Raw genomic sequence first — 22,350 nt, 5'->3', positions numbered from 1 at the left:
ATGGGTCAGAGCTGGAGTCATAAGCGTAACCCAGCTTTGCGAAGCTCGCGTTAAACGTTAGCGCCCTTTGATTTTTTGAATGATAAAATAAGTTTTGTGCGATGGCTAGCAATGTGGCAGCTTAAGACTGCTTTTTGGTGATGTAAATCACAAAAAAGGAGGTTTTAATTTGCGATACGAAATAATTTTTTTACACTCCGCATTAAGAGAATGTATCCCACCATTAATCCGGTTGAGATACGGTCTGTTAGGTACCACGCGTTGTTTATTTCTAAAAAGGTAGTGAGTTTTCTCAATAAACTACTAATAGGGTCCGTCCGCGGACGAATAGGGGGAAAAGGTGAACATTCTTAGTTATTTGCAAAAGGTAGGTCGGGCCTTGATGGTTCCGGTCGCCACGTTGCCTGCCGCTGCCATTTTGATGGGCGTCGGGTACTGGATTGACCCTGTTAGTTGGGGCGGTGATAACGCTCTGGCAGCATTGTTTATCAAATCTGGCGCAGCCATCATCGACAATATGGCAGTGCTGTTTGCCGTCGGTGTAGCTTATGGTATGTCAAAAGACAAAGACGGTGCCGCTGCGCTGACCGGTTTTGTCGGTTTTCTGGTATTAACCACCCTATGTTCACCGGGTGCCGTGGCGATGATCCAGAAAATCCCCGTTGATCAGGTGCCTGCTGCGTTCGGTAAAATTCAGAACCAGTTCGTCGGTATTCTGGTAGGGATCATCTCAGCCGAAGTCTACAACCGTTTCAGCAGCGTTGAACTGCCGAAGGCGCTGTCGTTCTTCAGCGGCCGTCGCCTGGTGCCAATCCTGATCTCGTTCCTGATGATCCTGGTTGCTTTCATCATGATGTACGTCTGGCCGGTGGTCTTCAGCGGCTTGGTGAACTTCGGTGAGCACATTCAGAAGCTGGGTTCCGTTGGCGCGGGTATCTACGCGTTCTTCAACCGTCTGTTAATCCCGGTGGGTCTGCACCATGCGCTGAACTCCGTATTCTGGTTTGACGTTGCCGGTATTAACGATATTCCTAACTTCCTGGGTGGCCAGCAGTCAATCGAATCCGGTAAAGCCGTTGTCGGTATTACTGGTCGTTATCAGGCAGGCTTCTTCCCAATCATGATGTTCGGCTTGCCGGGTGCGGCATTGGCGATTTATCACTGTGCCCGTCCTGAGAACAAAGCCAAAGTGCTGGGTATCATGCTGGCAGGGGCTTTTGCGGCCTTCTTTACCGGTATCACCGAACCGCTGGAATTCTCCTTCATGTTCGTGGCTCCGGTGCTGTATGTGATTCACGCCTTGCTGACCGGTATCTCCGTGTTCATCGCTGCCAGTATGCAGTGGATTGCGGGCTTCGGCTTCAGTGCCGGTCTGGTGGATATGTTCTTGTCAACGCGTAACCCGCTGGCAACCCACTGGTATATGCTGATCCCACAAGGTTTGGTGTTCTTCGCTATCTACTACGTGATATTCCGTTTCACTATTAACAAATTCAACCTGATGACCCCAGGTCGTGAACTGGCTGTTGCCGGTGACGAAACCGATGGTTATGACGTGAATGTGAATAGCGATGCAGGTAAAGACGAAAACGAAACTACAACGCTGGCTCGTCGCTATGTTGGGGCGATCGGTGGTTCTGAAAACCTGACCGGTATCGATGCCTGTATCACTCGTCTGCGTCTGAACGTGAAGGACTCTGCGCTGGTTAACGATGCCGTTGCCAAACGACTGGGTGCTTCCGGTGTGATCCGTCTGAACAAGCAAAGTGTGCAGGTTATCGTTGGCACCCGTGCCGAACTGATTGCCAGCGCTATGCGCAATATCGTGGCCGCAGGCCCGGTAGCTGCCACTACGGCACCCGCCGCTGTTGCAGCAGCAGAAGTGAAGCCGCAGGCGGTGCCTAACGCGCAGAAAGCCTGTTTCCAGGTGTTGGTAGCGCCGGTAACCGGTGAGGTTGTGGCGCTGGACCAGGTGCCTGACGAAGCTTTTGCCAGCAAAGCGGTGGGTGACGGTGTGGCGATTCGCCCAACCGACAAAACCGTGGTAGCGCCAGCCGATGGCACCGTGGTGAAGATTTTCAACACCAACCATGCTTTCTGTCTGGAAACGGATAAAGGCGCGGAGATTGTGGTGCACATGGGTATCGACACCGTGGCGCTGAATGGCCAAGGCTTTAAACGCCTGGTGGAAGAGGGCGCAGAAGTGAAAGCCGGTCAGCCGATTCTGGAAATGGATCTGGAATACCTGAATGCCAATGCGCGCTCAATGATCAGCCCAGTGGTGGTCAGTAATGCGGATGACTATGCAGGCCTGACGGCGCTGGCAACCGGCCACGTGGTGGCTGGCCAGACCAAACTGTTCGAGATTCAAAAGTAAGTCTGTTTCCCCCGAGTTATTTCGGGTGTTAAACAAACCATAACCTTGGCGGGAAAAGAGCGATCTTTTCCCGCTTTTTTGTTTTTGTACGGCGCAGCCTATTTTCGTGAAACTAACGGTTGTTTCCAGACGTGGCTTGTTGGAACATAGGTGGTTATGTGTAGCGCTTTGCATTAGAGGAATAATGACATGAGTGAGGCAGAAGCCCGCCCAACCAATTTTATCCGTCAGATCATTGATGAAGATCTGGCGTCAGGGAAGCATACGTCGGTCCAGACCCGCTTCCCACCGGAGCCGAATGGCTATTTACATATCGGCCATGCGAAATCCATCTGCCTGAATTTCGGCATTGCGCAGGATTACCAAGGTAAGTGCAATCTGCGTTTCGATGATACCAACCCGGTAAAAGAAGACATCGAATTTGTTGATTCCATCAAACACGATGTGGAGTGGTTGGGGTTCAAGTGGAGCGGCAACGTTCGTTATTCTTCGGATTATTTTGATCAACTGCATCAGTATGCGGTTGAACTGATCGGTAAAGGCTTGGCCTATGTCGACGAACTGACGCCTGAGCAGATCCGCGAGTATCGCGGCACCCTGACCGCGCCGGGTAAAGACAGCCCTTATCGCAACCGCTCGGTGGAAGATAACCTGGCGTTGTTCGAAAAGATGCGCAACGGCGAGTTTGCCGAGGGCAGCGTTTGCCTGCGTGCCAAGATCGATATGGCTTCACCGTTCATCGTCATGCGCGATCCGGTGATCTACCGCATCAAGTTTGCCGAGCACCATCAGACCGGCAACAAATGGTGCATCTACCCGATGTATGATTTCACCCACTGCATTTCCGATGCGCTGGAAGGGATCACCCATTCGCTGTGTACGCTGGAGTTCCAGGACAACCGCCGCCTATATGACTGGGTGCTGGATAACATCACTATTGCGTGCCATCCACGCCAGTATGAGTTTTCACGCCTCAATCTTGAGTACGCCATCATGTCAAAGCGCAAGCTGAGCCTGCTGGTGACCGAGAATGTGGTGGAAGGTTGGGACGATCCCCGTATGCCGACCGTTTCCGGCCTGCGTCGCCGTGGCTACACCGCTGCGTCTATTCGCGAGTTCTGCCAGCGCATCGGTGTGACCAAACAGGACAACAACGTCGAGATGATGGCGCTGGAGTCCTGCATTCGTGACGATCTCAATGAGAATGCCCCACGGGCCATGGCCGTGCTGGATCCGGTAAAAGTGATCATTGAGAACATGACGGATGATGTGCAGATGGTTACCATGCCTCACCATCCGAACAAGCCGGAAATGGGCAGCCGCGAAGTGCCGTTCAGCCGTGAAGTGTATATCGATCGTGCCGACTTCCGTGAAGAAGCCAACAAGCAGTACAAGCGCCTGGTGTTGGGTAAAGAAGTTCGCCTGCGTAATGCCTATGTGATTAAGGCCGAGCGCGTAGAGAAAGATGCCGCGGGTGAAATCACTACCATCTTCTGTACTTACGATCCTGAGACGTTAAGCAAGGATCCAGCAGATGGCCGCAAGGTGAAAGGTGTGATCCACTGGGTGTCTGCGGCACACGCGCTGCCAGCGGAAATCCGCCTGTATGACCGCTTGTTCAGTGTCGCTAACCCGGCAGCGGCAGAGGATTTCTTGGCTACCATCAACCCGGAATCGCTGGTGATTAAGCAGGGTTTTGTTGAGCCAAGTCTGGCGGCAGCACAGCCAGAGAAAGCCTATCAGTTTGAACGTGAAGGCTATTTCTGTGCTGACAGCCGTTACTCTTCAGCGGAGAATCTGGTGTTTAACCGTACCGTTGGCCTGCGTGATACCTGGGCTAAAATGGGCGAATAAACGCTGATTTTGTCACTGTTTTCAAGCGCAGCTCAGGCTGCGCTTTTTTATTGATTGAAATAACGTGTTTTTCATCTGTAGCGCTCCATCTTTTCACTGATAACTTGGCGTTATCTCTTCTCTTTTGCTGTGAAATCCCCTGGTTTTGATGTTTTTCACTGCTTGCATAACTTCATCCTGTATATTCGCGATGCAAATTAATATCATTTGTAGAGCGCTCTCATTTTTTTATAAATATTTGCTCATGTCAGGATGAAACCATTCTTTTCATGATGATTTTACTGGGATATCAGTAATTATTCTGATTTTATTGAATTTTTTATTCAAAAATGGGTGTTGCTCATTCGTGTAACAAAATCTCATCAATATGTGCTCCTTGTCATACTTTAACAATTCTATCTCACTTTTCATTTGATAATTCGCGTCGCGAAAAATAGTCTAGCGCTAGCAATAAAGCTGGGTGGAGTTTTCTCCTATCAGCAGAACTTTTACCCGATTGGGTTTTTATTAGCGGCCGTTCAGGGCAGTGGTGAACACTGGCGGACGCACTTTTAACGTCAAGTCAAAGAGGAATTTTCTTATGGGTATGCACGGTGCTCAGCGTAAAACGTTGGTACTCGCTATCGCGGGTGCGTTATTAGGAACTGGATTTACCATGGCGCCTGAAGCGCAAGCTGCCGGATTCATTGATGACTCTACGCTGACTGGCGGAGTTTATTACTGGCAACGCCAGCGCGATCGCAAAGACATTGAGACCGGTGAGTTCAAAACCAACCTTTCCCACTCAACGTGGAACGCTAACCTCGATTTCGCGTCTGGCTATGCGGCTGACATGTTTGGTATCGATGTAGCGGCATTTACCGCCATCGAAATGGCAGAGTCGAGTGAAAGTGGCCACCCTAACGAAATCGCCTTCTCCAGCCGTAATCGTACCTATGATGAAGATTACTCCGGCGATAAAAGCGGTATCAGCCTGTACAAAGCCGCCGGTAAATTCAAATATGGCCCGATGTGGGCTCGTGCCGGTTATATCCAGCCAAGCGGCCAGACGCTGCTGGCTCCACACTGGAGCTTAATGCCAGGCACCTATCAAGGGGCCGAAGCCGGTGCCAACTTTGACTACGGTGACTCCGGTGCTCTGAGCTTCTCCTACATGTGGACCAACAGGTATAAAGCGCCTTGGCATCTCGAGATGGATAATTTCCGTCAGAACGATCGCGACACTCGCGTTTCCTATCTGCATTCACTGGGTGCTAAGTACGACTTCAAAAACGATCTGGTGCTGGAAGCCGCTTTCGGTCAGGCACAGGGGTATGTGAATCAGTATTTCACCAAAGCCTCTTACAAATTTGATGTTGCGGGCAACCCACTGACCACCAGCTATCAGTTCTACGGCGCTGAAGATCGTATCAGTGACAGCCGTGACCCTAACAGCATTTATGATGGTCTGGCCTGGTTGCAGGCGCTGACCTTCGGTTATACCACCGGTCAGTTCAACTGGCGCCTGGAAGGCACCATGGTCAAGGCTGAGGGTAACCAGGGCTTCTTCCTGCAGCGTATGACCCCGACTTATGCCTCTTCCAACGGCCGTCTCGATATCTGGTGGGATAACCGTTCTGATTTCAACGCCAACGGCGAAAAAGCAGTTTACGGCGGCGTGATGTATGACCTGAGCAAGTGGGATATTCCTGGCATGTCGGTCGGCGCCTCTTACGTTTACGCCTGGGACGCGAAGCCAAGCACTAACCCGATTTACGATCAGAGCCAGCGCCTGAGAGAGAGCGCTTATAGCCTGGATGCAGCCTATACCTTGCAGGATGGCCGTGCCAAAGGCACGTTGTTCAAACTGCACTTCACGCAATACGACAATCACTCAGACCTGCCTAGCTGGAGCGGTGGTTACGGCAATATTTTCCAGGATGAGAGAGACGTTAAGTTCATCGTTATTGCCCCATTCACTATCTTCTAATGTTTTCCCCGGTGGCCATGCTGCCGGGGAAATAACGTTTTAAAAGCGAATCTGCTACCGCCTGCTGCTAAAGCAAACAGTCTTTTAGACGGCACGCCGCAAAAAATCTGGCAAGAGATTCGCGATAACAACAACTGATTACCTAAGAGGTTGAAGATGAACAAGTTCAAGATGAGTGCTCTCGCAGCCCTGACGGCCACCGTCGGGCTATTTGGCAGCGTGGGTTCAGCCATGGCTAACCAGCAGGTTGTTGATCAACTCAGCCAGCTGAAAGTGAATCTTAAGATGCTGGACAACCGTGCGGCTGATAATGGCGTTGATTGCGCCAAGCTGGGTGCCGATTGGGCATCTTGCAATAAGGTGTTGATCACGCTGGCCAACGACGGTCAGGAAATCAAAGATAAAGACTGGGCAATTTATTTCCACAGCCCGCGTCAGACGCTGAAAGTGGATAACGAACAGTTCAAGATTACCCATATCACTGGCGATCTATACAAGCTGGAACCTACCGACAAATTCACCAGCTTCCCGGCCAAGCAGGCCGTTGAAATTCCGATTATTGCCGAATACTGGCAGGTGTTCCACAGTGATTTCTTGCCGCGCTGGTATGCCACTTCAGGCGATGCCAAGCCTAAGATCCTGACGAATACCGATACCGAAGATGTGAACCAGTTTGTTACCCCGTTTACTGGTGACCAGTGGAAGCGCACCAAGGACGACCATAACATTCTGATGGTGCCAGAAAGCCGTTTCACCAAGAACCAAGATCTGAAAGTGCTGCCAGCGGCAGCATTGCGTGGCCAGATCATCCCTACGCCGATGGAAGTTAACATTCATAAGCATGATGCTGACCTGAGCAAAGGCGTTACCTTGGATCTGAGCGCTTTGGCCAAGCCAGCGGCAGATGCGGCAGCTAAGCGCTTTGAACTGCTGGGCGTGGCAAACCATGCGGGTGGTTATCCAATCAAAACCGATATTCAGCCGGGCGCATTTAAAGGCGATCTGGCAGTTTCCGGCGCTTACCAACTGAAGATTGGCGAGAAAGGGGCCGTGATCACCGGCTTCGATCAGGCCGGGGTGTTCTATGGCCTGCAATCTATTCTGTCGCTGATCCCGTCTGATGGCAGCAAGAAGATCGCCACACTGGATGCTAAAGACGCACCGCGTTTCCAATACCGTGGCATCTTCCTGGATGTGGCGCGTAACTTCCACCATAAAGATGCGGTGCTGCGTCTGTTGGATCAGATGGCGGCCTATAAGCTGAACAAATTCCACTTCCATCTGACGGATGATGAAGGCTGGCGCATTGAGATCCCAGGCTTGCCGGAACTGACCGAGGTGGGTGGGCAGCGTTGCCATGACCTGAGCGAAACCACCTGTCTGCTGCCACAATACGGTTCAGGCCCAGAACCGCACGGTGGTTTCTTCTCCCGTCAGGACTACATCGATATCGTCAAATATGCCCAGGCGCGCCAGATTGAAGTGATCCCTGAGATCGACATGCCTGCGCATGCTCGCGCTGCGATTGTTTCCATGGAAGCGCGCTACAAGAAACTGCTGGCCGAAGGTAAAGAGAAAGAGGCGAATGAGTTCCGTCTGGTGGATCCGACAGATACCTCTAATACCACCTCAGTGCAGTATTTTAACCGTCAGAGCTACCTGAACCCGTGCCTGGATTCATCCAAAAACTTTGTTGATAAAGTGATTGGTGAAGTCGCCCAGATGCACAAAGAAGCCGGTCAACCACTGCAAACCTGGCACTTTGGTGGGGATGAAGCGAAGAATATCCGCTTGGGTGCTGGTTATACCGATGTGAAGAAGCCGGAAGCGGGCAAGGGCATTCTTGATCTGAGCAAAGAAGATAAACCATGGGCCAAGTCTGAGGTTTGTCAGGCGATCATCAAAGGCGGCAAAGTGGAAGATATGGAGCACTTGCCGAGCTACTTCGGGCTTGAAGTTAGCCAACTGGTGAAAGCGCACGGTATTGACAGAATGCAGGCGTGGCAGGATGGCCTGAAAGATGCCAAAGACTCGAAAGCTTTCGCGACTAAGAATGTTGCGGTGAACTTCTGGGATACCCTGTACTGGGGCGGCTTCGACTCGGCTAACGACTGGGCGAACAAGGGTTATGACGTTGTGCTCTCCAACCCGGATTACGTTTACATGGATTTCCCTTATGAAGTGACCCCGGAAGAGCATGGTTACTACTGGGGCACCCGCTTCAGCGATGAGCAGAAGATCTTCAGCTTCGCGCCAGACAACCTGCCACAAAACGCTGAAACTTCGGTTGACCGTGATGGCAACCACTTCACTGCCAAGAGTGATAAACCATGGCCGGGTGCTTATGGTCTTTCAGCCCAGCTGTGGAGTGAGGTTGTGCGTACCGATCAGCAAATGGAATATATGATTTACCCACGAGCGCTGTCGGTTGCGGAACGTGCTTGGCATCGTGCGAGCTGGGAACAGGACTATAAAGCCGGCCGTGAATACAAAGGTGGCGAAACCCATCAGGTCGATACCAAGGCGCTAGAAAAAGACTGGCTGCACTTTGCCAACCTGATCGGGCAACGTGAGTTGGCCAAGCTGGATAAAAGTGGCGTGAGCTACCGTCTGCCAGTTCCGGGGGCACGCGTTGTCGATGGCAAACTGGAGGCTAATATCGCCTTACCAGGTCTGGGGATTGAATATTCTACCGACGGTGGCAAACAGTGGCAGCGCTATGACGATCGTGCTCGCCCGGCCGTTGCGGGTGATGTTCAAATCCGCGCGGTCAGCCCGGATGGCAAACGCTTCAGCCGTGCTGAGCCGGTAAAAGCCTAAGCCAAAACTCAGCCCATTTGCGTGTCGGCGGATGGGCTGCAGGTGAAGTCCCGTGTCAGAGAAAAGTGCTATAAGAGAGTGTAATATTTGGCATTATCATTGTCCCCGGCCTGTCCGGGGATTTTTTATCTGTAAATCGCAGGCACAAAAAAACCGCCATCAAGGCGGTTTCTCATTTCTGGCAGGCCAGAGTTATCGCTTATCGTGCAGCGTATCGTTTTCGCGGCAATCACCCACCTCACAATGGCCGTACAGGTACAGGCTGTGATTGGTGAGCTTGATACCGTGCTGTTTGGCGATATCACGCTGACGTACTTCGATAGGCTCGTCGCTGAACTCGATCACTTTGCCGCAGTCCAGGCAAATCAGGTGGTCGTGATGATGTTGCTGGGTCAGTTCGAATACGGATTTACCGCCTTCAAAATTGTGACGAGTCACAATGCCCGCGTCATCAAATTGGTTCAGCACGCGGTAAACCGTTGCTAAGCCAATTTCTTCACCCATATCTATCAGTTTTTTGTACAGATCTTCCGCACTGACGTGATGGCATGCCGGATCCTGCAAGACTTCCAGGATTTTGAGTCGCGGAAGCGTGACTTTTAAGCCGGCCTTCTTCAATGCGTTATTGTTGTCAGTCATGCGGATTCAGTCCTGTTACTATGCTAATCAAGTTGAGGCGTTTTAGCCTATGGCATCGGTCGGCACAAAGAGTTAATTGCGTCTCATTATAGAACCGCTTGCCCTAAATAGAAACCGTCGGTCGTTAACAAAGGTATATCTGCGCTGTTGCATAGGGTACATGCAACGTCTTGATGATGGATGGGATAAACCGATGCCGCAGTCTACCCTGATGGTGCGGGAAGTTACAGACTTGTTGCTTCTATTACTCTAATCCGCGATACCGATAGCAGCCCTGTAGCCAACACTATGCGCTTTGCAGGGCTTTTGTACAATATCTGGAAAGGGGTACTTAGCCGACGATGTCAGCCAGGCTCAGCTCTTCGCTGATCTGTTTGACCCAGGCATCTACGCGTTCGTTGGTCAACTCAGGCTGACGATCTTCGTCAATGGCCAAGCCGACAAAGTGATGGTCGTCTGCCAAGCCTTTAGAGGCTTCGAAGTGGTAACCCTTGGTTGGCCAGTGGCCGATGATCGCAGCACCGCGTGGTTCAATGATGTCACGGATGGTACCCATCGCATCGCAGAAATATTCTGCATAGTCTTCTTGGTCACCACAACCAAACAGCGCCACCAGTTTGCCGTTGAAGTCAATATCTTCCAGCGTTGGGAAGAAGTCATCCCAGTCACACTGGGCTTCACCGTAATACCAGGTTGGGATGCCGAGCAGCAGGATGTCGAAAGCTTCCAGATCTTCTTTACTGCTTTTGGCAATGTCGTGAATTTCAGCCACGTCTTTGCCATATTTTTGCTGAAGATTTTTCTGGATCATCTTGGCAATGTTTTCGGTATTGCCAGTATCGCTGCCAAAGAAAATGCCTACATGAGCCATATTGCAGATAACCTTTTTAATTCAGTGGATATACCTTTGGAGTTCGCGGGTTGCTTACCTGCAACGTCGAGCCTTTTGGGTATCGTCTTACGTGAGATCAAGGCAAGAGTTCAGCGTGGTGACTCTCTCTTACCGGTAAATATCTATCATGCCAGAAATGTGCTCTGGGGTTTTATCGCATTTATGCGATACCGGGGAATCACTACAAGCGGTGTTGATCCGGCGTCATCCTTAACGCCGAGCCGCGCGTGCGGCTGAAGAGATCATGGCTCTGGCTGCTCTTCCGCCAGTTTTGCCAGCAGCATTTGCTCAATCAATTCGCTGCGACTGATGTTGCGCTGGTCCGCCAGTTTGTTCAGAGCATCCACGGCGTCTGCGTTGATTTTCAGCTCCACACGCCGTAATCCACGCACTTTGTCACGCCGTAGCTGATTACGCTTATTGATTCTAAGCTGTTCATCACGGGAAAGCGGGTTGGTTTTCGGGCGCCCTGGACGGCGTTCATCTGCGAACAGATCCAGCGTCGTGCGATCCGTTTGTTCTTTTGCCATTGTTGCGGACTACTGCAAGGGAGTTTGCATCAGAAAGCGTTTTCACACTTCCAGACGGTTCAGTTAACACCATTCGGGCCAATAAACCCTAAGCCAAAATTTACCCCCAGCCAGGTGATGATTTGCACGTTGGACAGGGCGGCAAAATTATATCCCGCAGGATCCAAGCTATAGCAGCTTGAAAGACGTCGGAAATAGCGCGCCATATTACCCCAGCACATAGAGCAACGACAATGCTTAACTTAGCCAAAAACGCGCTAACTCGTTCTCTTTAGCACGTTTTTTCACCACTTTGTTTCAGGCTTCATCTAGAAAGCGGTGGATGGCCCGCAGCACTGCGTCCGGTTTCTCCGCATGAACCCAATGGCCGGTGCCTGCGACGACGTAAGCTCGAGCCTGCGGGAATTGGCGGGCAATATCTTCGCGGTATTCATCCTGCACATAAGGCGAAAGCCCACCGCGGATAAATAGCGTTGGATGTGGCCAAGAGGGGACATTCTGCCAGCCGATAATGCTCGCGTATTGTGCGATCAATACCGGCAGGTTGAAGCGCCAGGTTCCGGCATTAAAAGACTTCAGCAGGAACTGGATCACGCCTTCTTCATCCAGATATTCGCGCATCAACTGTGCCGCCGGTTGCCGTTGGCTAATACCGGCATCGGTGACCGCTTGCAGAGCAGCAAAAATCTTGTCGTGGCGGCGGGTGTTATAAGCCACCGGGGCGATATCGATCACGATCAGCCGTTCAACTCGCTCGGGGGCTATGGCGGTCAGCGCCATGGCGGCTTTACCGCCCATTGAATGACCGATGACGATAACCTTATCCAACTGCAAATCATCCAACAGCGTCAGCAGGTCTTGCGCCATCGCCGGGTAGGTCATCTCTTCGGCGCGCGGTGAAAGCCCATGATTGCGCAGATCGACCTTGATCACCGTATGTCGCTGATTCAGGTCGCGTGCCAGTATGCCAAGGTTATCCAGGTTGCCGAACATTCCGTGGAGCAGCACTATCGGTAATGTGGGGGCCTCGGCAGCCAAGAGTTGATAATGTAATTTCATGGTGAGTTCACGATTTAAAAACATGGGGTCAGGGTATCATGCATGGGGAGATATTTATAAGTTGGATAAATGTCATCAATACCTTTCAGGCCGTACATTCTTGATGCCAAGCTACTCAGAAGAAAGCCACTGTGAAAGCAGAGCATGAAGCTGTGAGGGCTCTAGTGGTTTAGATAACACCAGGTAACCCTCTCTTTCCGCTTGTTGTAAGATCTCCGAGTTAAATTCACCGCTGACCATCGCGCCACTGGCCTGTGGTAAACGTTGGAGTAACTCCTGCAAAATATCGAACCCACTCTCACCTGAACGCAGGCGCTGATCGCACAAGATCGCCTGCGGAGAGAAGCCGCTCTCAAGCGCGGCAAAAGCTTCATTGGCAGAAGCAACGCAGCGCACTGTCACTCCCCAAGCCTGCATCAGGCTCTCCCAGGCAGAGGTAACCAAGGGATCGTCGTCAACCACCAGACAGGTGCCGGAAAGCGACCTGTGTGGTGCGGATAAGGATTTCTGCTGTATTGCCAATGGTGCCATGGCTGCCATTGTGTTGCTGGCTGGCAGACGCATCCAAAAACGTGAACCTTTCCCTTCTATCGAGCTCATTCCGCACTGTACTTTCATCAGTTTCGCGCATCTTGCTACCACCGCCAGACCGAGCCCATGCCCGGCACTGTCTATACGCCAGGCAAGCTCCGGGCGATAGAAAGGAGAGAAAATCTGGTTTTTTTCAGCATCAGCAACGCCAATCCCAGTATCCCATACTTCTATTAACCACTCTTTGCCACGCGGGCGAACAGAGATCAGCACCCCACCTTGTGGAGTATACCGAAGTGCATTGTGTGCCAGATTGATTAACGACTGCTTGAGCAACGAGAGATCGCCTAATGCCACGCAGCGTTGCCGAGGGAATCTTGAGCGCAGCATTAAGCCCCTGTTATTCGCCTCTTCACGAAACAGAGTGATGATGGAGTCGATTAATGGCACTAACTCCACTTCTGTCGCGGGGACATTGACGGCGTTATTTTCTATGATGGTCAGATCCAGCAGTGAGTTGAACATTAAATGTAACGAACGCACACTCTCTTGCAAATCATGGAGTTGCGGATTCAACCGGGGATCGCAATTCTTGTGTACGATCGCTTCAATCAAGAATCCCATCGCGTGAATCGGCTGGCGGAGGTCGTGACTGGCCGTGGTGAGAAACAGGTTTTTATCATGTAATGCCTGTTCCGCCTCCTCTTTCGCCACGCGGAATTTCTCAGCCAATAAGATGCTGTCTTCTTCCAGCCTGACCTGCTGAAGGAAGAAGGCATGTGAGGTCAAAGCATGACGATAAATAGCAAAGGCATACAATAGATTAAGCAAGAAAATGATTGGCCAGACATCACCCGATCGCCAAGGGATCAGTACCAACAACAATCCCCAACAGCTGATGAAAAAGCGTTGGAATGCACCCAGTAGCGGGGTCAGATGCGTTGCGTTGGCGGCGATGATAGCGGCAATACTGATATTGAGCAGCAGAGTAAAATCAAAGGATTGGGTCATGGCTGTCACGATCATCAACGAAGACAGGCCGATGCCGTGCAGTAAGGCTACCCGATTCACCCAAGGCAGCCACTGGGCCAGCATGGTGGTATCTGCCGTTGTACTCAGTTTCTGGCGATAGCGGTGGTGCCAAATCCTGACGAGCACAGCCGCAATAAGATAGAGAACAATCCAACAGATGGTAGGCGTCAGCGGCAGTTGCAGCTTATAGAGCCAAATGGCAAACACCATACCGACAAAAGGCACAGCATTGATGCTAAAAACCAATCGCGCTAACACATTGTTCAACAAACGGAGCTGCGAATGCGGCTTGATGCCGTGCGGAGCTTTATCGCTGAGGGTTTTCATCATAGCGTGAAGCGTCGTCCCTGAAGTAACGTGATAGCCTCGACTCGGTTATTGACGCCAAGCTTGCTGAGAATGCCAGTAATATGCTCTTTGATCGTCGGTTCAGACACTGCCAGCGTCATGGCAATGCGTTTATTTGAGAATCCCCGTAGCATCATTGCCAGCACTTCCCCCTGACGCTTGGTCAGCCCGAACTCCTGATAATTAACCGTTGGTGAGGACAAAGAGGGGAGTTCCGAGGCTTCTGGAAACCAGAGTTGCCCATTTTGTAGCGCCGTAACGGCTTGATTGAAGATCTGTGGTGAGTCGTGTTTATGAACAAAACCGTGTGCCCCCATTTCACGGGCCTTGTGTTGAACATTGTTATTCTCATCCCCGCTGATCACCAGTAGACGAATATTGGGATTTTCCTGAGGCAGTTTCTTAATTAACTGAAGGGCTGTGCCATCAGGTAACCAGAAATCTAAGACCAGCAACTGAGGGGAGCCTTTCTCTTCTATCAGACAATCGCACTCTTGACGACTTGCGGCGACGTACACCTGTTTGTAGCCACAATGTGTGCTTAAGAACGCTGCAATTCCCCCAGCCACCAACGGGTGATCGTCAACGACTAAAGCGTAAGGTTTACTCACGTTACTCTCCCTTTGTCACCCATGTAACGTCCACGTTGACTTTTGCATGCTGTGATCTACTTTTATCTAATGCCAACTCGAGTGCATGCTGGCAGGTAACAATACACTAGTGGCGATATTTTTTGTGTTAAATAAGCACTGTGAATAACGTATTTTTTATAGATTCGTCCTATACCCTAATTAATGGCAAATTGCAGGGCAGAGTGCTACGTAGTGAGTCTTCAGGAACTGACCCCAACGCGCGATTGGATAAGCTGAGGAAGGCTATCACACAGGTAACTTGAAGTAAGCGAGCATACGGTAACACATAAACTTGCGCTGAATCATACCTAGATTGAAGATACTCTCGAACCCTACCTTGGTAGGGTTGTGGCTTTTTGACTATGTCCATATCATTTCAATGCATTAATAAGAGCCTGCTGTAATAGGCAAGTATTTGGTGGTGTTCTTATCATTTCCCCCATTACTCGCTAATACTATTGATATAAAAAGGCTGTGCTATCCTGTTAGTGTTATCGCTCGGTGTATTCTTAGATAATATACTTGATGCAGTTATTAATGCAAAAGACAACTGATGACCCCGGTTATTAGCATTAATAAATAGTTAATCAATTGGATTGAAATATGCGCAAGTATTTATGGAGTATGATGGTCGTTTTGCTGCTTGCCGGGTGCAGTTCCACGGGAGAGGATAAATTCAGTGCATCGTATGTGAAGGCACATATTATACCTCAACAGACAACCAAAGCGCAGGTTCAGGCAATTTACGGCGTGCCGGATGACCAGTCTGCGGATTCTGATGGTGAGGTGCGATGGGAGTATGAAGTAAAAGGTAATCTGAGCGCAGCCTCATCTATTGTGGGCTACATCCCTGGGGCAAGTGCCGTTTCCAGTGCTCTTGGCCTGGCTAGCTCGGCATCGGATGCCGCAGACAGCGCAAACAAGGCATCCGCTAAAGTATCAGGAAATACGGAATACCATTCGAAATATCTTTATATCACTTTCGACAGCACTGGTATCGTTGATCGGTGGCACATGTAGCTTGTATTGCCCTCAAAGTGTGCCTGGCCATCAATGATAACTCGTTATGTAGCGTCAATTAGGCTCCCAGCAAACTTTTGCTGGGAGCATCGATAAATTCTTTGAAATTTTCAGAAAATGCTAACTTCATCGCAATAATGACCGCTGAAGGGAAAGAAGAAAATTGAGATTTAACGTCTGTACGTGGTTATTTTTCTTGGTTTCCTGAAAATAGGTGGTGATTAATTAAACGCTAAGTTGCATAAAGCCACCATTTCTTATTGGACCGAAAAGTAATTTATTTCCATCGGGGCTGATGTGGGTAAATGATTAAGTTTTTTAATAAACATGTGTGTGGATTGCTCTTGTATGTTTGAGTAAGAGGTTAATAGGGAGCTTTAAATGGTTAATGAGATGATGGTTTCCTATGGTTATTAACATGCTCCGTTAATGATTAACGCATATGTGAAAATAATCTAGCGTAGTTTCCTTAAATGGGGTTTTTATTTCTGTAGTTGTAAAAATAGCTTATCTAATAATATCTGAATGCTTATTAAACTCATTGGAGGAGTTGCTCTGTATGAATAAAGTTTATCGCTTGGTACGCCATTGCCGTACTGGTTCTCTGGTCCCCGTTTCTGAACTTTCCCGCAGTGGTGGCAAATCACCTCAAAATCGCAAAGTTGGTATTGCTCCCAGTCTGTTTCTGGCCATGGCCGGTATGGTCGGCTCAGCAGTCGACGCCAGCGCCGCTGAAATAGTGATTGATGGTGGTACGGAAGAGACCGTGCCCGGTACCAAGCCAGACGGTTGGAAAACAGGTAACCGAGTAGATCTGGTTATTGGTGACACCAGTTCAGGCAAGCTAACCATCAGCGAGGGGGCCAGGGCAACCACGGTCGGTGCTGGCTATCTGGGCAGAGAAGTTGGCTCCGTGGGAGAGGCGTCAATTTCGGGGGCAAACTCTTGGTGGAAACTCTACAATTATGACCCCCTCTATGGACAGGATCTGAAAGTCGGTGTTGGTGGTGAGGGTAAGGTTTCCGTACTGGATGCCGGAACGCTGGAGGTTTCATTTATTGAACTGGGCGTAAAGGAAGGTTCCAAAGGCACTCTGAAGATATCGGGTGCTGGCTCGCAGCTCTTGGGCCATCAGGTAATGGTTGGTAACCAAGGAATCGGTGAATTCAACATTTCTGACAGCGGTAAGTTTGTACTGGATACCTTCGACAAGGTCATCGTTGGCTATGGCGCCACGGGTCAGGGAACCATTAACGTCGACGGTGCAGGGAGCCAGCTTTATTACAACAAATACGGCTCTTCGAGCATGTATGTGGGCTACGGTGGCAAGGGGGTGATGAATGTGTCCAACGGTGCCAAGGCTGGCGCAGCCGAGATACATTTGGGAACCCAGACCGGTGCTTATGGTGAGCTGAATATTTCCGGCGTGGGATCGGTGGTGTCTTCCCCTAGTGGGGTGGTGATTCGGGCTGGTGAACAAGGAGAGGGCAAGGTCAGTATTACCGACGGTGGAGTGTTTGATGGTGGCTCTTACCGAAATTATCTGGGTGACAGTGCGGGCGGAAAGGGAACTCTGCTGGTTTCTGGTACCGGTTCTACCTGGAAATCCTCGGTATTGACGGTGGGTAATGGGGGGGAAGGGCAACTACAAGTCATTGACGGTGGGCTGATTGAGGCTGCAGGGCTTGATATTGCTTCGAAGGTCAAAAGCCAAGGCAGCGCCGTCGTCAGCGGAGCAACCTCTTCAATTAAGGTCGGTGAACTGAATGTCGGCATAGATGGTGCCGGTAGCTTGACGATCGCTGATGGTGCGCAGGTGACCAGCACGGGTTCTGATAAATACAGCGGTATTACAATCGGTGAACGCGTGTTTTACTCGGGAACCTCGCCTGCCAGCGGTAACATTACGGTCAAAGACCAAGGATCGTTGCTATCGGCCGGATATATCAATATTGGTGGAACTAACGGCGATGGAACCTTAACCATTGCTGACGGTGGTTTGGTTAAGGTAAGCAGCACTGGAGAAGTACGAGTCGGTGACAGTCCAATCAGTGGCGGGGGCTCACTGAAGCAGGCGGTGCTCAACATCGGTACGGGCGGCAAAGCGGGTACTCTGGAAGCCCCCAGCGTTTTTCTTCACAGCCGCGGTATTTTAAATTTCAACTACTCGGATAATCAGGATTTCGCTCCCAAGTTAAGCGGCATGGGCACCATCAATCATCTAGGAACCGGGGTTACACGCCTGATGTCCAAAGATAATATTCTCGGTGGTCAAGTGAACGTTGTGGCTGGCACTCTACAGGCGGGTGTGGCAAACGGTTTTGGTGCCAACCTTTTTAGCCCTGCCGTTTTCAGCGTTGGCAAGGCAGGAACGCTGGATCTGGCGGGTTTCAGCGCCTATTTCAGCGGGCTGAGTAATGCAGGCGTTGTCAATCTGGGCGATGCAAACAAAGCAGGTATGACACTGACCCTGTCTAACGCCACTTTCTTTGGCGGTGGCGACGGCAGCTATAAAGGTGAAGGTGGTACGCTGAGGCTGAATACGGTACTTGGCGGTGATGACTCGGTTACCGACCGTCTGGTCATCGGTGGCAGCAGCAGTGGCCAATCCTGGTTGCAGGTCAATAACGTGGGGGGCCAGGGCGCGAGTACCGTTGAAGGTATTGAGGTCATCAGCGTGGCTAAAGAGTCCAACGGCGTATTTAACCTGCAAAAACCTGTTGTTGCTGGCGCATACGAGTATCTGTTGCATAAAGGAGGGAAACAGGATCCTGCCAACGGTAACTGGTACTTGCGTTCTGAGGCAATTACTACGCCACAACCACCTAACCCTTTGGTTCCTCAGCCTGAAACACCCACACCAGAAACGCCAGATCCTTTGGTGCCTCAGCCTGAAACTCCAGCGCCTGGGGCTACAGATCCCTTGATCCCACAGCCAGGAAACTCGCCCTCTTTGCTACGCGTTGATGCGGCCGCCTATCTGAATAACCAGAATGCGGCGGTACATATGTTCGATCATACTCGTTCCGATCGCCTGGGTGAGCCTGGATTGGGTGCCGTAGGCAAGGAGAGCAATGGCGCGGTCTGGATACGCGCACATCGTAATAATCTGGATGCCGGCGTGGTTGGCGAGCAATTGTCGGTTGAGACGGATCTGGACGTGATGCAGATCGGTGGTGAATTGCAACATACACTTGGCGCAAGCCGGTTGCACACGGGGATAATGCTGGGTTATGGCAGCGCTGATACTCAAGCGAGTTCCGATCTGAGCGAGCGAAATGCCAAAGGCAAGGTCACGGGAACCAGTTTTGGTGTTTATGGTAGCTGGTACCAGAATGCCTCTTCGCCAGTCGGGCTCTACTTAGACAGTTGGCTGCAATATGGCCGCTACGACAACGAAGTCCAAGGCAGCGGACTGGCCCGCGAAGAGTATAAATCCAATACCTGGAGCGGATCGCTGGAACTGGGTTATGCATTGCCATTGTATGAAGGCATTAGCCGCGGCCTGTATCTGGAGCCACAGGGCCAGGCGATTTTTACCCGCTATAGTGGTGATGGTCATACTGAAGAAAATGGCACCAGGATTGCGGAACAGCGGAAAAATCAGACTACTACCCGCCTCGGCGTAAGGTTATTTAGTAATGCATTGGATCCTAAAGCAAATCAGATCCAACCGTTCCTGCAACTGAACTGGTGGTCAGGTGGTAACGACGCGACGGTTGAGATGAACGACACTAAAGTTCGTCATAAGCTGGCTGACAATGTGTATGAAGCTAAAGCTGGCGTTCAGGTTGTGCTGGGCAAAGGTTGGAGTGCTGCTGGTAATATCGGGGTCCAGCGCGGCAGTCATGATTTTAAGGATGTTAATGGTCAATTAGGGCTGAGGTACAGCTTCTGATCAATGATCTGTCCTGGCACGCCTAGGGTTACGATGGGGCACATTGGGTGCCCCATCTTTCTGACCACATAAAATGGTTCAAGTTTGCTCCTTCTTAGTCTGCTATAGCCCTATTTACCTGATAACGGGCTTGGACAGGGCCTGAAAAGATTCGATTTGTCACCGCATCATCCAGGCACATCCTGAAAGCCTGTTGCCGCCCCCCTTGTTGAATATCAATCCAGAAAAGCTCATGGTGACAACCCAATGTCACTGCGGGGGAAGTTGGCTGGCCCTCTAGAGTCTGTTAATCTACGCCAAAGCAGTGAAATATCGTAAAAACCAGATGGTTGGAAAAATGTAGGGCAGCATTGAGATTTTCTTTAATGGCCGTCAAACATTATAAAAATCAATTGAATTATTGTTTTGGATAAAGATGAAAACTATAGAAGTCGACGAAGAACTTTACCGTTATATTGCCAGCCACACGCAGCATATTGGTGAAAGTGCGTCCGATATTTTACGGCGTATGTTGAAGTTTACCGCTGGGCAGCCGGTGCGCGTCGCGCCTGTCGCTGCGGGTGCCAAGGCAGAGGCGCCTGCCGTTGCGGTACCCCCCGCGCGCGATCGCGTACGTGCCGTGCGCGAACTGTTGTTGTCAGATGAATACGCCGAACAGAGCAAAGCTGTAAATCGTTTTATGCTGGTACTTTCCACACTGTATACGATTGATGCAGTGGGTTTTACCGCGGCGACCGATGCATTGCATGGCCGTACCCGTACTTATTTTGCCGGCGATCAGCAAACCCTGCTGGCAAATGGAACGCATACAAAACCGAAACACGTTCCGGGGACGCCTTACTGGGTAATTACCAATACCAATACTGGCCGCAAACGCAGCATGGTCGAACACATCATGCAGGCTATGCAGTTCCCGGCGGAACTGATCGAGAAAGTTTGCGGAACTGTCTAATTTAGCAAACAGCCCGTCACGGTGGCCGTCAGCGACACATTGCCCGGCTGCAGTACTGGCATTAGGGAGAGAGTCGATGGCGAATGACCCACGTGCCGGGCAACCTGCTCAGCAAAGTGATTTAATCAACGTAGCCCAACTGACATCGCAGTACTACGTGCTGCAACCGGAAGCAGGCAATGCCGCTCATGCGGTGAAATTCGGCACCTCAGGCCATCGCGGCAGTGCGTTGCGCCAAAGCTTCAATGAAGCCCACATTCTGGCCATCGCTCAGGCGATTGCTGAAGTACGCCGTCAGCAAGGCACCACTGGCCCTTGCTATGTGGGTAAAGATACCCATGCCCTGTCTGAACCGGCGTTTATTTCCGTGCTGGAAGTGCTGACGGCCAACGGTGTGGACGTGGTGATTCAGGAAAACAACGGTTTTACCCCAACGCCGGCGGTTTCACATGCGATCCTGTGCTACAACCGCAAGGGCGGCGCGCATGCTGATGGCATCGTCATCACTCCGTCGCACAATCCGCCAGAAGACGGCGGCATCAAATATAATCCACCTAACGGCGGCCCGGCCGACACCAATCTGACTTCGGTGATCGAAAAACGTGCCAACGAACTGCTTGAGCTTAAGCTTCAGGGCGTTCAACGCCAAACGTTGGCTCAGGCCTGGAACAGCGGCCATTTGCATGCGCAGGATCTGGTGCAGCCGTATGTGGAAGGGCTGGTTGAGGTGGTTGATATGCCAGCCATTCAGCGCGCAGGCCTGAAACTGGGTGTCGATCCGCTTGGCGGTTCCGGCATTGCCTACTGGCAGCGCATTGCTGAGCATTACAAACTGGATCTGACGCTGGTGAACGACTCCATCGATCAGACCTTCCGCTTTATGCACCTCGATCACGACGGCATTATCCGCATGGATTGCTCGTCCGAGTCGGCCATGGCAGGCCTGCTGGCGCTGCGTGACAAGTTTGATCTGGCGTTTGCCAACGATCCTGACTACGACCGCCACGGTATCGTCACGCCAAAAGGCCTGATGAACCCGAACCACTATCTGGCCGTCGCGATTAATTACCTGTTCCAGCATCGTCCACGCTGGGGCGCTGACGTTGCCGTCGGTAAAACGCTGGTTTCCAGCGCGATGATTGACCGCGTGGTGGCCGATCTGGGCCGTAAGCTGGTGGAAGTACCGGTCGGTTTCAAATGGTTTGTTGATGGCTTGTTCGACGGCAGCTTCGGTTTTGGCGGTGAAGAAAGCGCCGGGGCATCGTTCCTGCGTTTCGATGGTACGCCATGGTCCACCGATAAAGACGGTATTATCATGTGCTTGCTGGCGGCAGAAATCACCGCCGTAACCGGTGAGAATCCACAGCACCACTATGATGGGCTGGCTGAGCGCTTTGGTGCGCCGAGCTACAACCGTTTGCAGGCACCGGCCACTTCGGCGCAGAAAGCGGCGCTGTCCAAACTGTCACCCGATATGGTCAAGGCCAGTATGTTGGCTGGCGATCCTATCACCGCACGCCTGACGGCTGCGCCGGGTAACGGGGCGTCGATTGGCGGGCTGAAAGTGATGACCGACAACGGCTGGTTTGCCGCGCGTCCTTCAGGTACTGAAGAAGCGTACAAGATCTATTGCGAAAGCTTCCTGGGTGCTAAGCACCGCGAGAAGATCGAGCATGAAGCGGTTGAGATCGTCAGCGCTGTGTTAGCTTCAGCCAAATAATCTCTGCTTCCACGTTGAAAAAGCGCTGTTTTTACAGCGCTGAGCTTGATGACAAAATGGTATTAAGCCCGAGATAC

Annotated in this window: 14 protein-coding genes; 8 read left to right on the top strand and 6 right to left on the bottom strand. The window is 51.2% G+C overall.

Annotated elements, in window-relative coordinates:
* The first annotated feature begins 340 nt into the window (after positions 1-340).
* The 4 genes from nagE to AC2A1E_RS11645 all read left to right on the top strand — a co-directional run bounded on the left by nagE (position 341) and on the right by AC2A1E_RS11645 (position 9,020).
* Entirely contained in the window at positions 341-2,377 is a 2,037-nt protein-coding gene (gene nagE / locus AC2A1E_RS11660) for an N-acetylglucosamine-specific PTS transporter subunit IIBC (RefSeq protein WP_484383877.1), read from the top strand.
* A gap of 189 nt (positions 2,378-2,566) precedes the next feature.
* On the top strand, positions 2,567-4,231 hold the full coding sequence (glnS, locus tag AC2A1E_RS11655) for a glutamine--tRNA ligase (RefSeq protein ID WP_484383876.1): 1,665 nt from the start codon (positions 2,567-2,569) through the stop codon (positions 4,229-4,231).
* Between the two features lie 580 nt (positions 4,232-4,811).
* On the top strand, positions 4,812-6,200 hold the full coding sequence (gene chiP / locus AC2A1E_RS11650) for a chitoporin ChiP (protein ID WP_484383875.1): 1,389 nt from the start codon (positions 4,812-4,814) through the stop codon (positions 6,198-6,200).
* Between the two features lie 156 nt (positions 6,201-6,356).
* Positions 6,357-9,020, top strand: a complete 2,664-nt coding sequence (locus tag AC2A1E_RS11645) for a beta-N-acetylhexosaminidase (RefSeq protein ID WP_484383874.1) — start codon at positions 6,357-6,359, stop codon at positions 9,018-9,020.
* A gap of 192 nt (positions 9,021-9,212) precedes the next feature.
* On the opposite strand, the gene fur is transcribed toward AC2A1E_RS11645, so the two are convergent.
* The 6 genes from fur to AC2A1E_RS11615 form a co-directional block, all read right to left on the bottom strand.
* A complete protein-coding gene (gene fur / locus AC2A1E_RS11640; protein WP_459399444.1) occupies positions 9,213-9,659 on the bottom strand; it encodes a ferric iron uptake transcriptional regulator in 447 nt (148 codons plus the stop codon).
* Positions 9,660-9,990: 331 nt separating this feature from the next.
* Positions 9,991-10,530: a flavodoxin FldA gene (gene fldA / locus AC2A1E_RS11635; protein ID WP_484383873.1), complete on the bottom strand. Its 540-nt coding sequence runs from the start codon at positions 10,528-10,530 to the stop codon at positions 9,991-9,993.
* A 263-nt stretch (positions 10,531-10,793) separates the two neighbouring features.
* Positions 10,794-11,081 (bottom strand): LexA regulated protein, encoded by a 288-nt coding sequence (gene ybfE / locus AC2A1E_RS11630; RefSeq protein WP_431223270.1) that lies wholly within the window; start codon positions 11,079-11,081, stop codon positions 10,794-10,796.
* 297 nt (positions 11,082-11,378) lie between these two features.
* The gene (ybfF, locus tag AC2A1E_RS11625) at positions 11,379-12,140 is read right to left on the bottom strand and encodes an esterase (protein WP_484383872.1); all 762 of its coding nucleotides are present in this window, start codon (positions 12,138-12,140) and stop codon (positions 11,379-11,381) included.
* A gap of 111 nt (positions 12,141-12,251) precedes the next feature.
* A complete protein-coding gene (locus tag AC2A1E_RS11620) occupies positions 12,252-14,030 on the bottom strand; it encodes a hybrid sensor histidine kinase/response regulator (protein WP_484383950.1) in 1,779 nt (592 codons plus the stop codon).
* A complete protein-coding gene (locus tag AC2A1E_RS11615; protein WP_484383871.1) occupies positions 14,030-14,662 on the bottom strand; it encodes a LuxR C-terminal-related transcriptional regulator in 633 nt (210 codons plus the stop codon). Before AC2A1E_RS11615 ends, AC2A1E_RS11620 begins: the two co-directional genes overlap by 1 nt.
* A gap of 624 nt (positions 14,663-15,286) precedes the next feature.
* Here AC2A1E_RS11615 and AC2A1E_RS11610 point away from each other — a divergent pair.
* The 4 genes from AC2A1E_RS11610 to pgm all read left to right on the top strand — a co-directional run bounded on the left by AC2A1E_RS11610 (position 15,287) and on the right by pgm (position 22,273).
* Positions 15,287-15,703, top strand: coding sequence for a hypothetical protein (locus AC2A1E_RS11610; RefSeq protein ID WP_484383870.1), 417 nt, complete (start codon positions 15,287-15,289; stop codon positions 15,701-15,703).
* Positions 15,704-16,262: 559 nt separating this feature from the next.
* The gene (locus AC2A1E_RS11605; RefSeq protein ID WP_484383869.1) at positions 16,263-19,601 is read left to right on the top strand and encodes an autotransporter outer membrane beta-barrel domain-containing protein; all 3,339 of its coding nucleotides are present in this window, start codon (positions 16,263-16,265) and stop codon (positions 19,599-19,601) included.
* Between the two features lie 415 nt (positions 19,602-20,016).
* Positions 20,017-20,553, top strand: a complete 537-nt coding sequence (gene seqA / locus AC2A1E_RS11600) for a replication initiation negative regulator SeqA (protein ID WP_459399437.1) — start codon at positions 20,017-20,019, stop codon at positions 20,551-20,553.
* Between the two features lie 76 nt (positions 20,554-20,629).
* The gene (pgm, locus tag AC2A1E_RS11595; protein ID WP_484383868.1) at positions 20,630-22,273 is read left to right on the top strand and encodes a phosphoglucomutase (alpha-D-glucose-1,6-bisphosphate-dependent); all 1,644 of its coding nucleotides are present in this window, start codon (positions 20,630-20,632) and stop codon (positions 22,271-22,273) included.
* Positions 22,274-22,350: the final 77 nt, after the last annotated feature.

Source organism: Serratia sp. HNCC26DJ206, assembly GCF_057180605.1.
The sequence above is the reverse complement of the archived record's forward strand: the minus strand, read 5'-3'. Positions and strand labels throughout refer to the sequence as shown.

Excerpts from the sequence above, each read along its gene's own strand:
- glnS (WP_484383876.1), top strand. The coding sequence starts at position 2,567 with ATGAGTGAGGCAGAAGCCCGCCCAACCAATTTTATCCGTCAGATCATT.
- chiP (WP_484383875.1), top strand. The coding sequence starts at position 4,812 with ATGGGTATGCACGGTGCTCAGCGTAAAACGTTGGTACTCGCTATCGCG.
- AC2A1E_RS11645 (WP_484383874.1), top strand. The coding sequence starts at position 6,357 with ATGAACAAGTTCAAGATGAGTGCTCTCGCAGCCCTGACGGCCACCGTC.
- fur (WP_459399444.1), bottom strand. The coding sequence starts at position 9,659 with ATGACTGACAACAATAACGCATTGAAGAAGGCCGGCTTAAAAGTCACG.
- fldA (WP_484383873.1), bottom strand. The coding sequence starts at position 10,530 with ATGGCTCATGTAGGCATTTTCTTTGGCAGCGATACTGGCAATACCGAA.
- ybfE (WP_431223270.1), bottom strand. The coding sequence starts at position 11,081 with ATGGCAAAAGAACAAACGGATCGCACGACGCTGGATCTGTTCGCAGAT.
- ybfF (WP_484383872.1), bottom strand. The coding sequence starts at position 12,140 with ATGAAATTACATTATCAACTCTTGGCTGCCGAGGCCCCCACATTACCG.
- AC2A1E_RS11620 (WP_484383950.1), bottom strand. The coding sequence starts at position 14,030 with ATGAAAACCCTCAGCGATAAAGCTCCGCACGGCATCAAGCCGCATTCG.
- AC2A1E_RS11610 (WP_484383870.1), top strand. The coding sequence starts at position 15,287 with ATGCGCAAGTATTTATGGAGTATGATGGTCGTTTTGCTGCTTGCCGGG.
- AC2A1E_RS11605 (WP_484383869.1), top strand. The coding sequence starts at position 16,263 with ATGAATAAAGTTTATCGCTTGGTACGCCATTGCCGTACTGGTTCTCTG.
- seqA (WP_459399437.1), top strand. The coding sequence starts at position 20,017 with ATGAAAACTATAGAAGTCGACGAAGAACTTTACCGTTATATTGCCAGC.
- pgm (WP_484383868.1), top strand. The coding sequence starts at position 20,630 with ATGGCGAATGACCCACGTGCCGGGCAACCTGCTCAGCAAAGTGATTTA.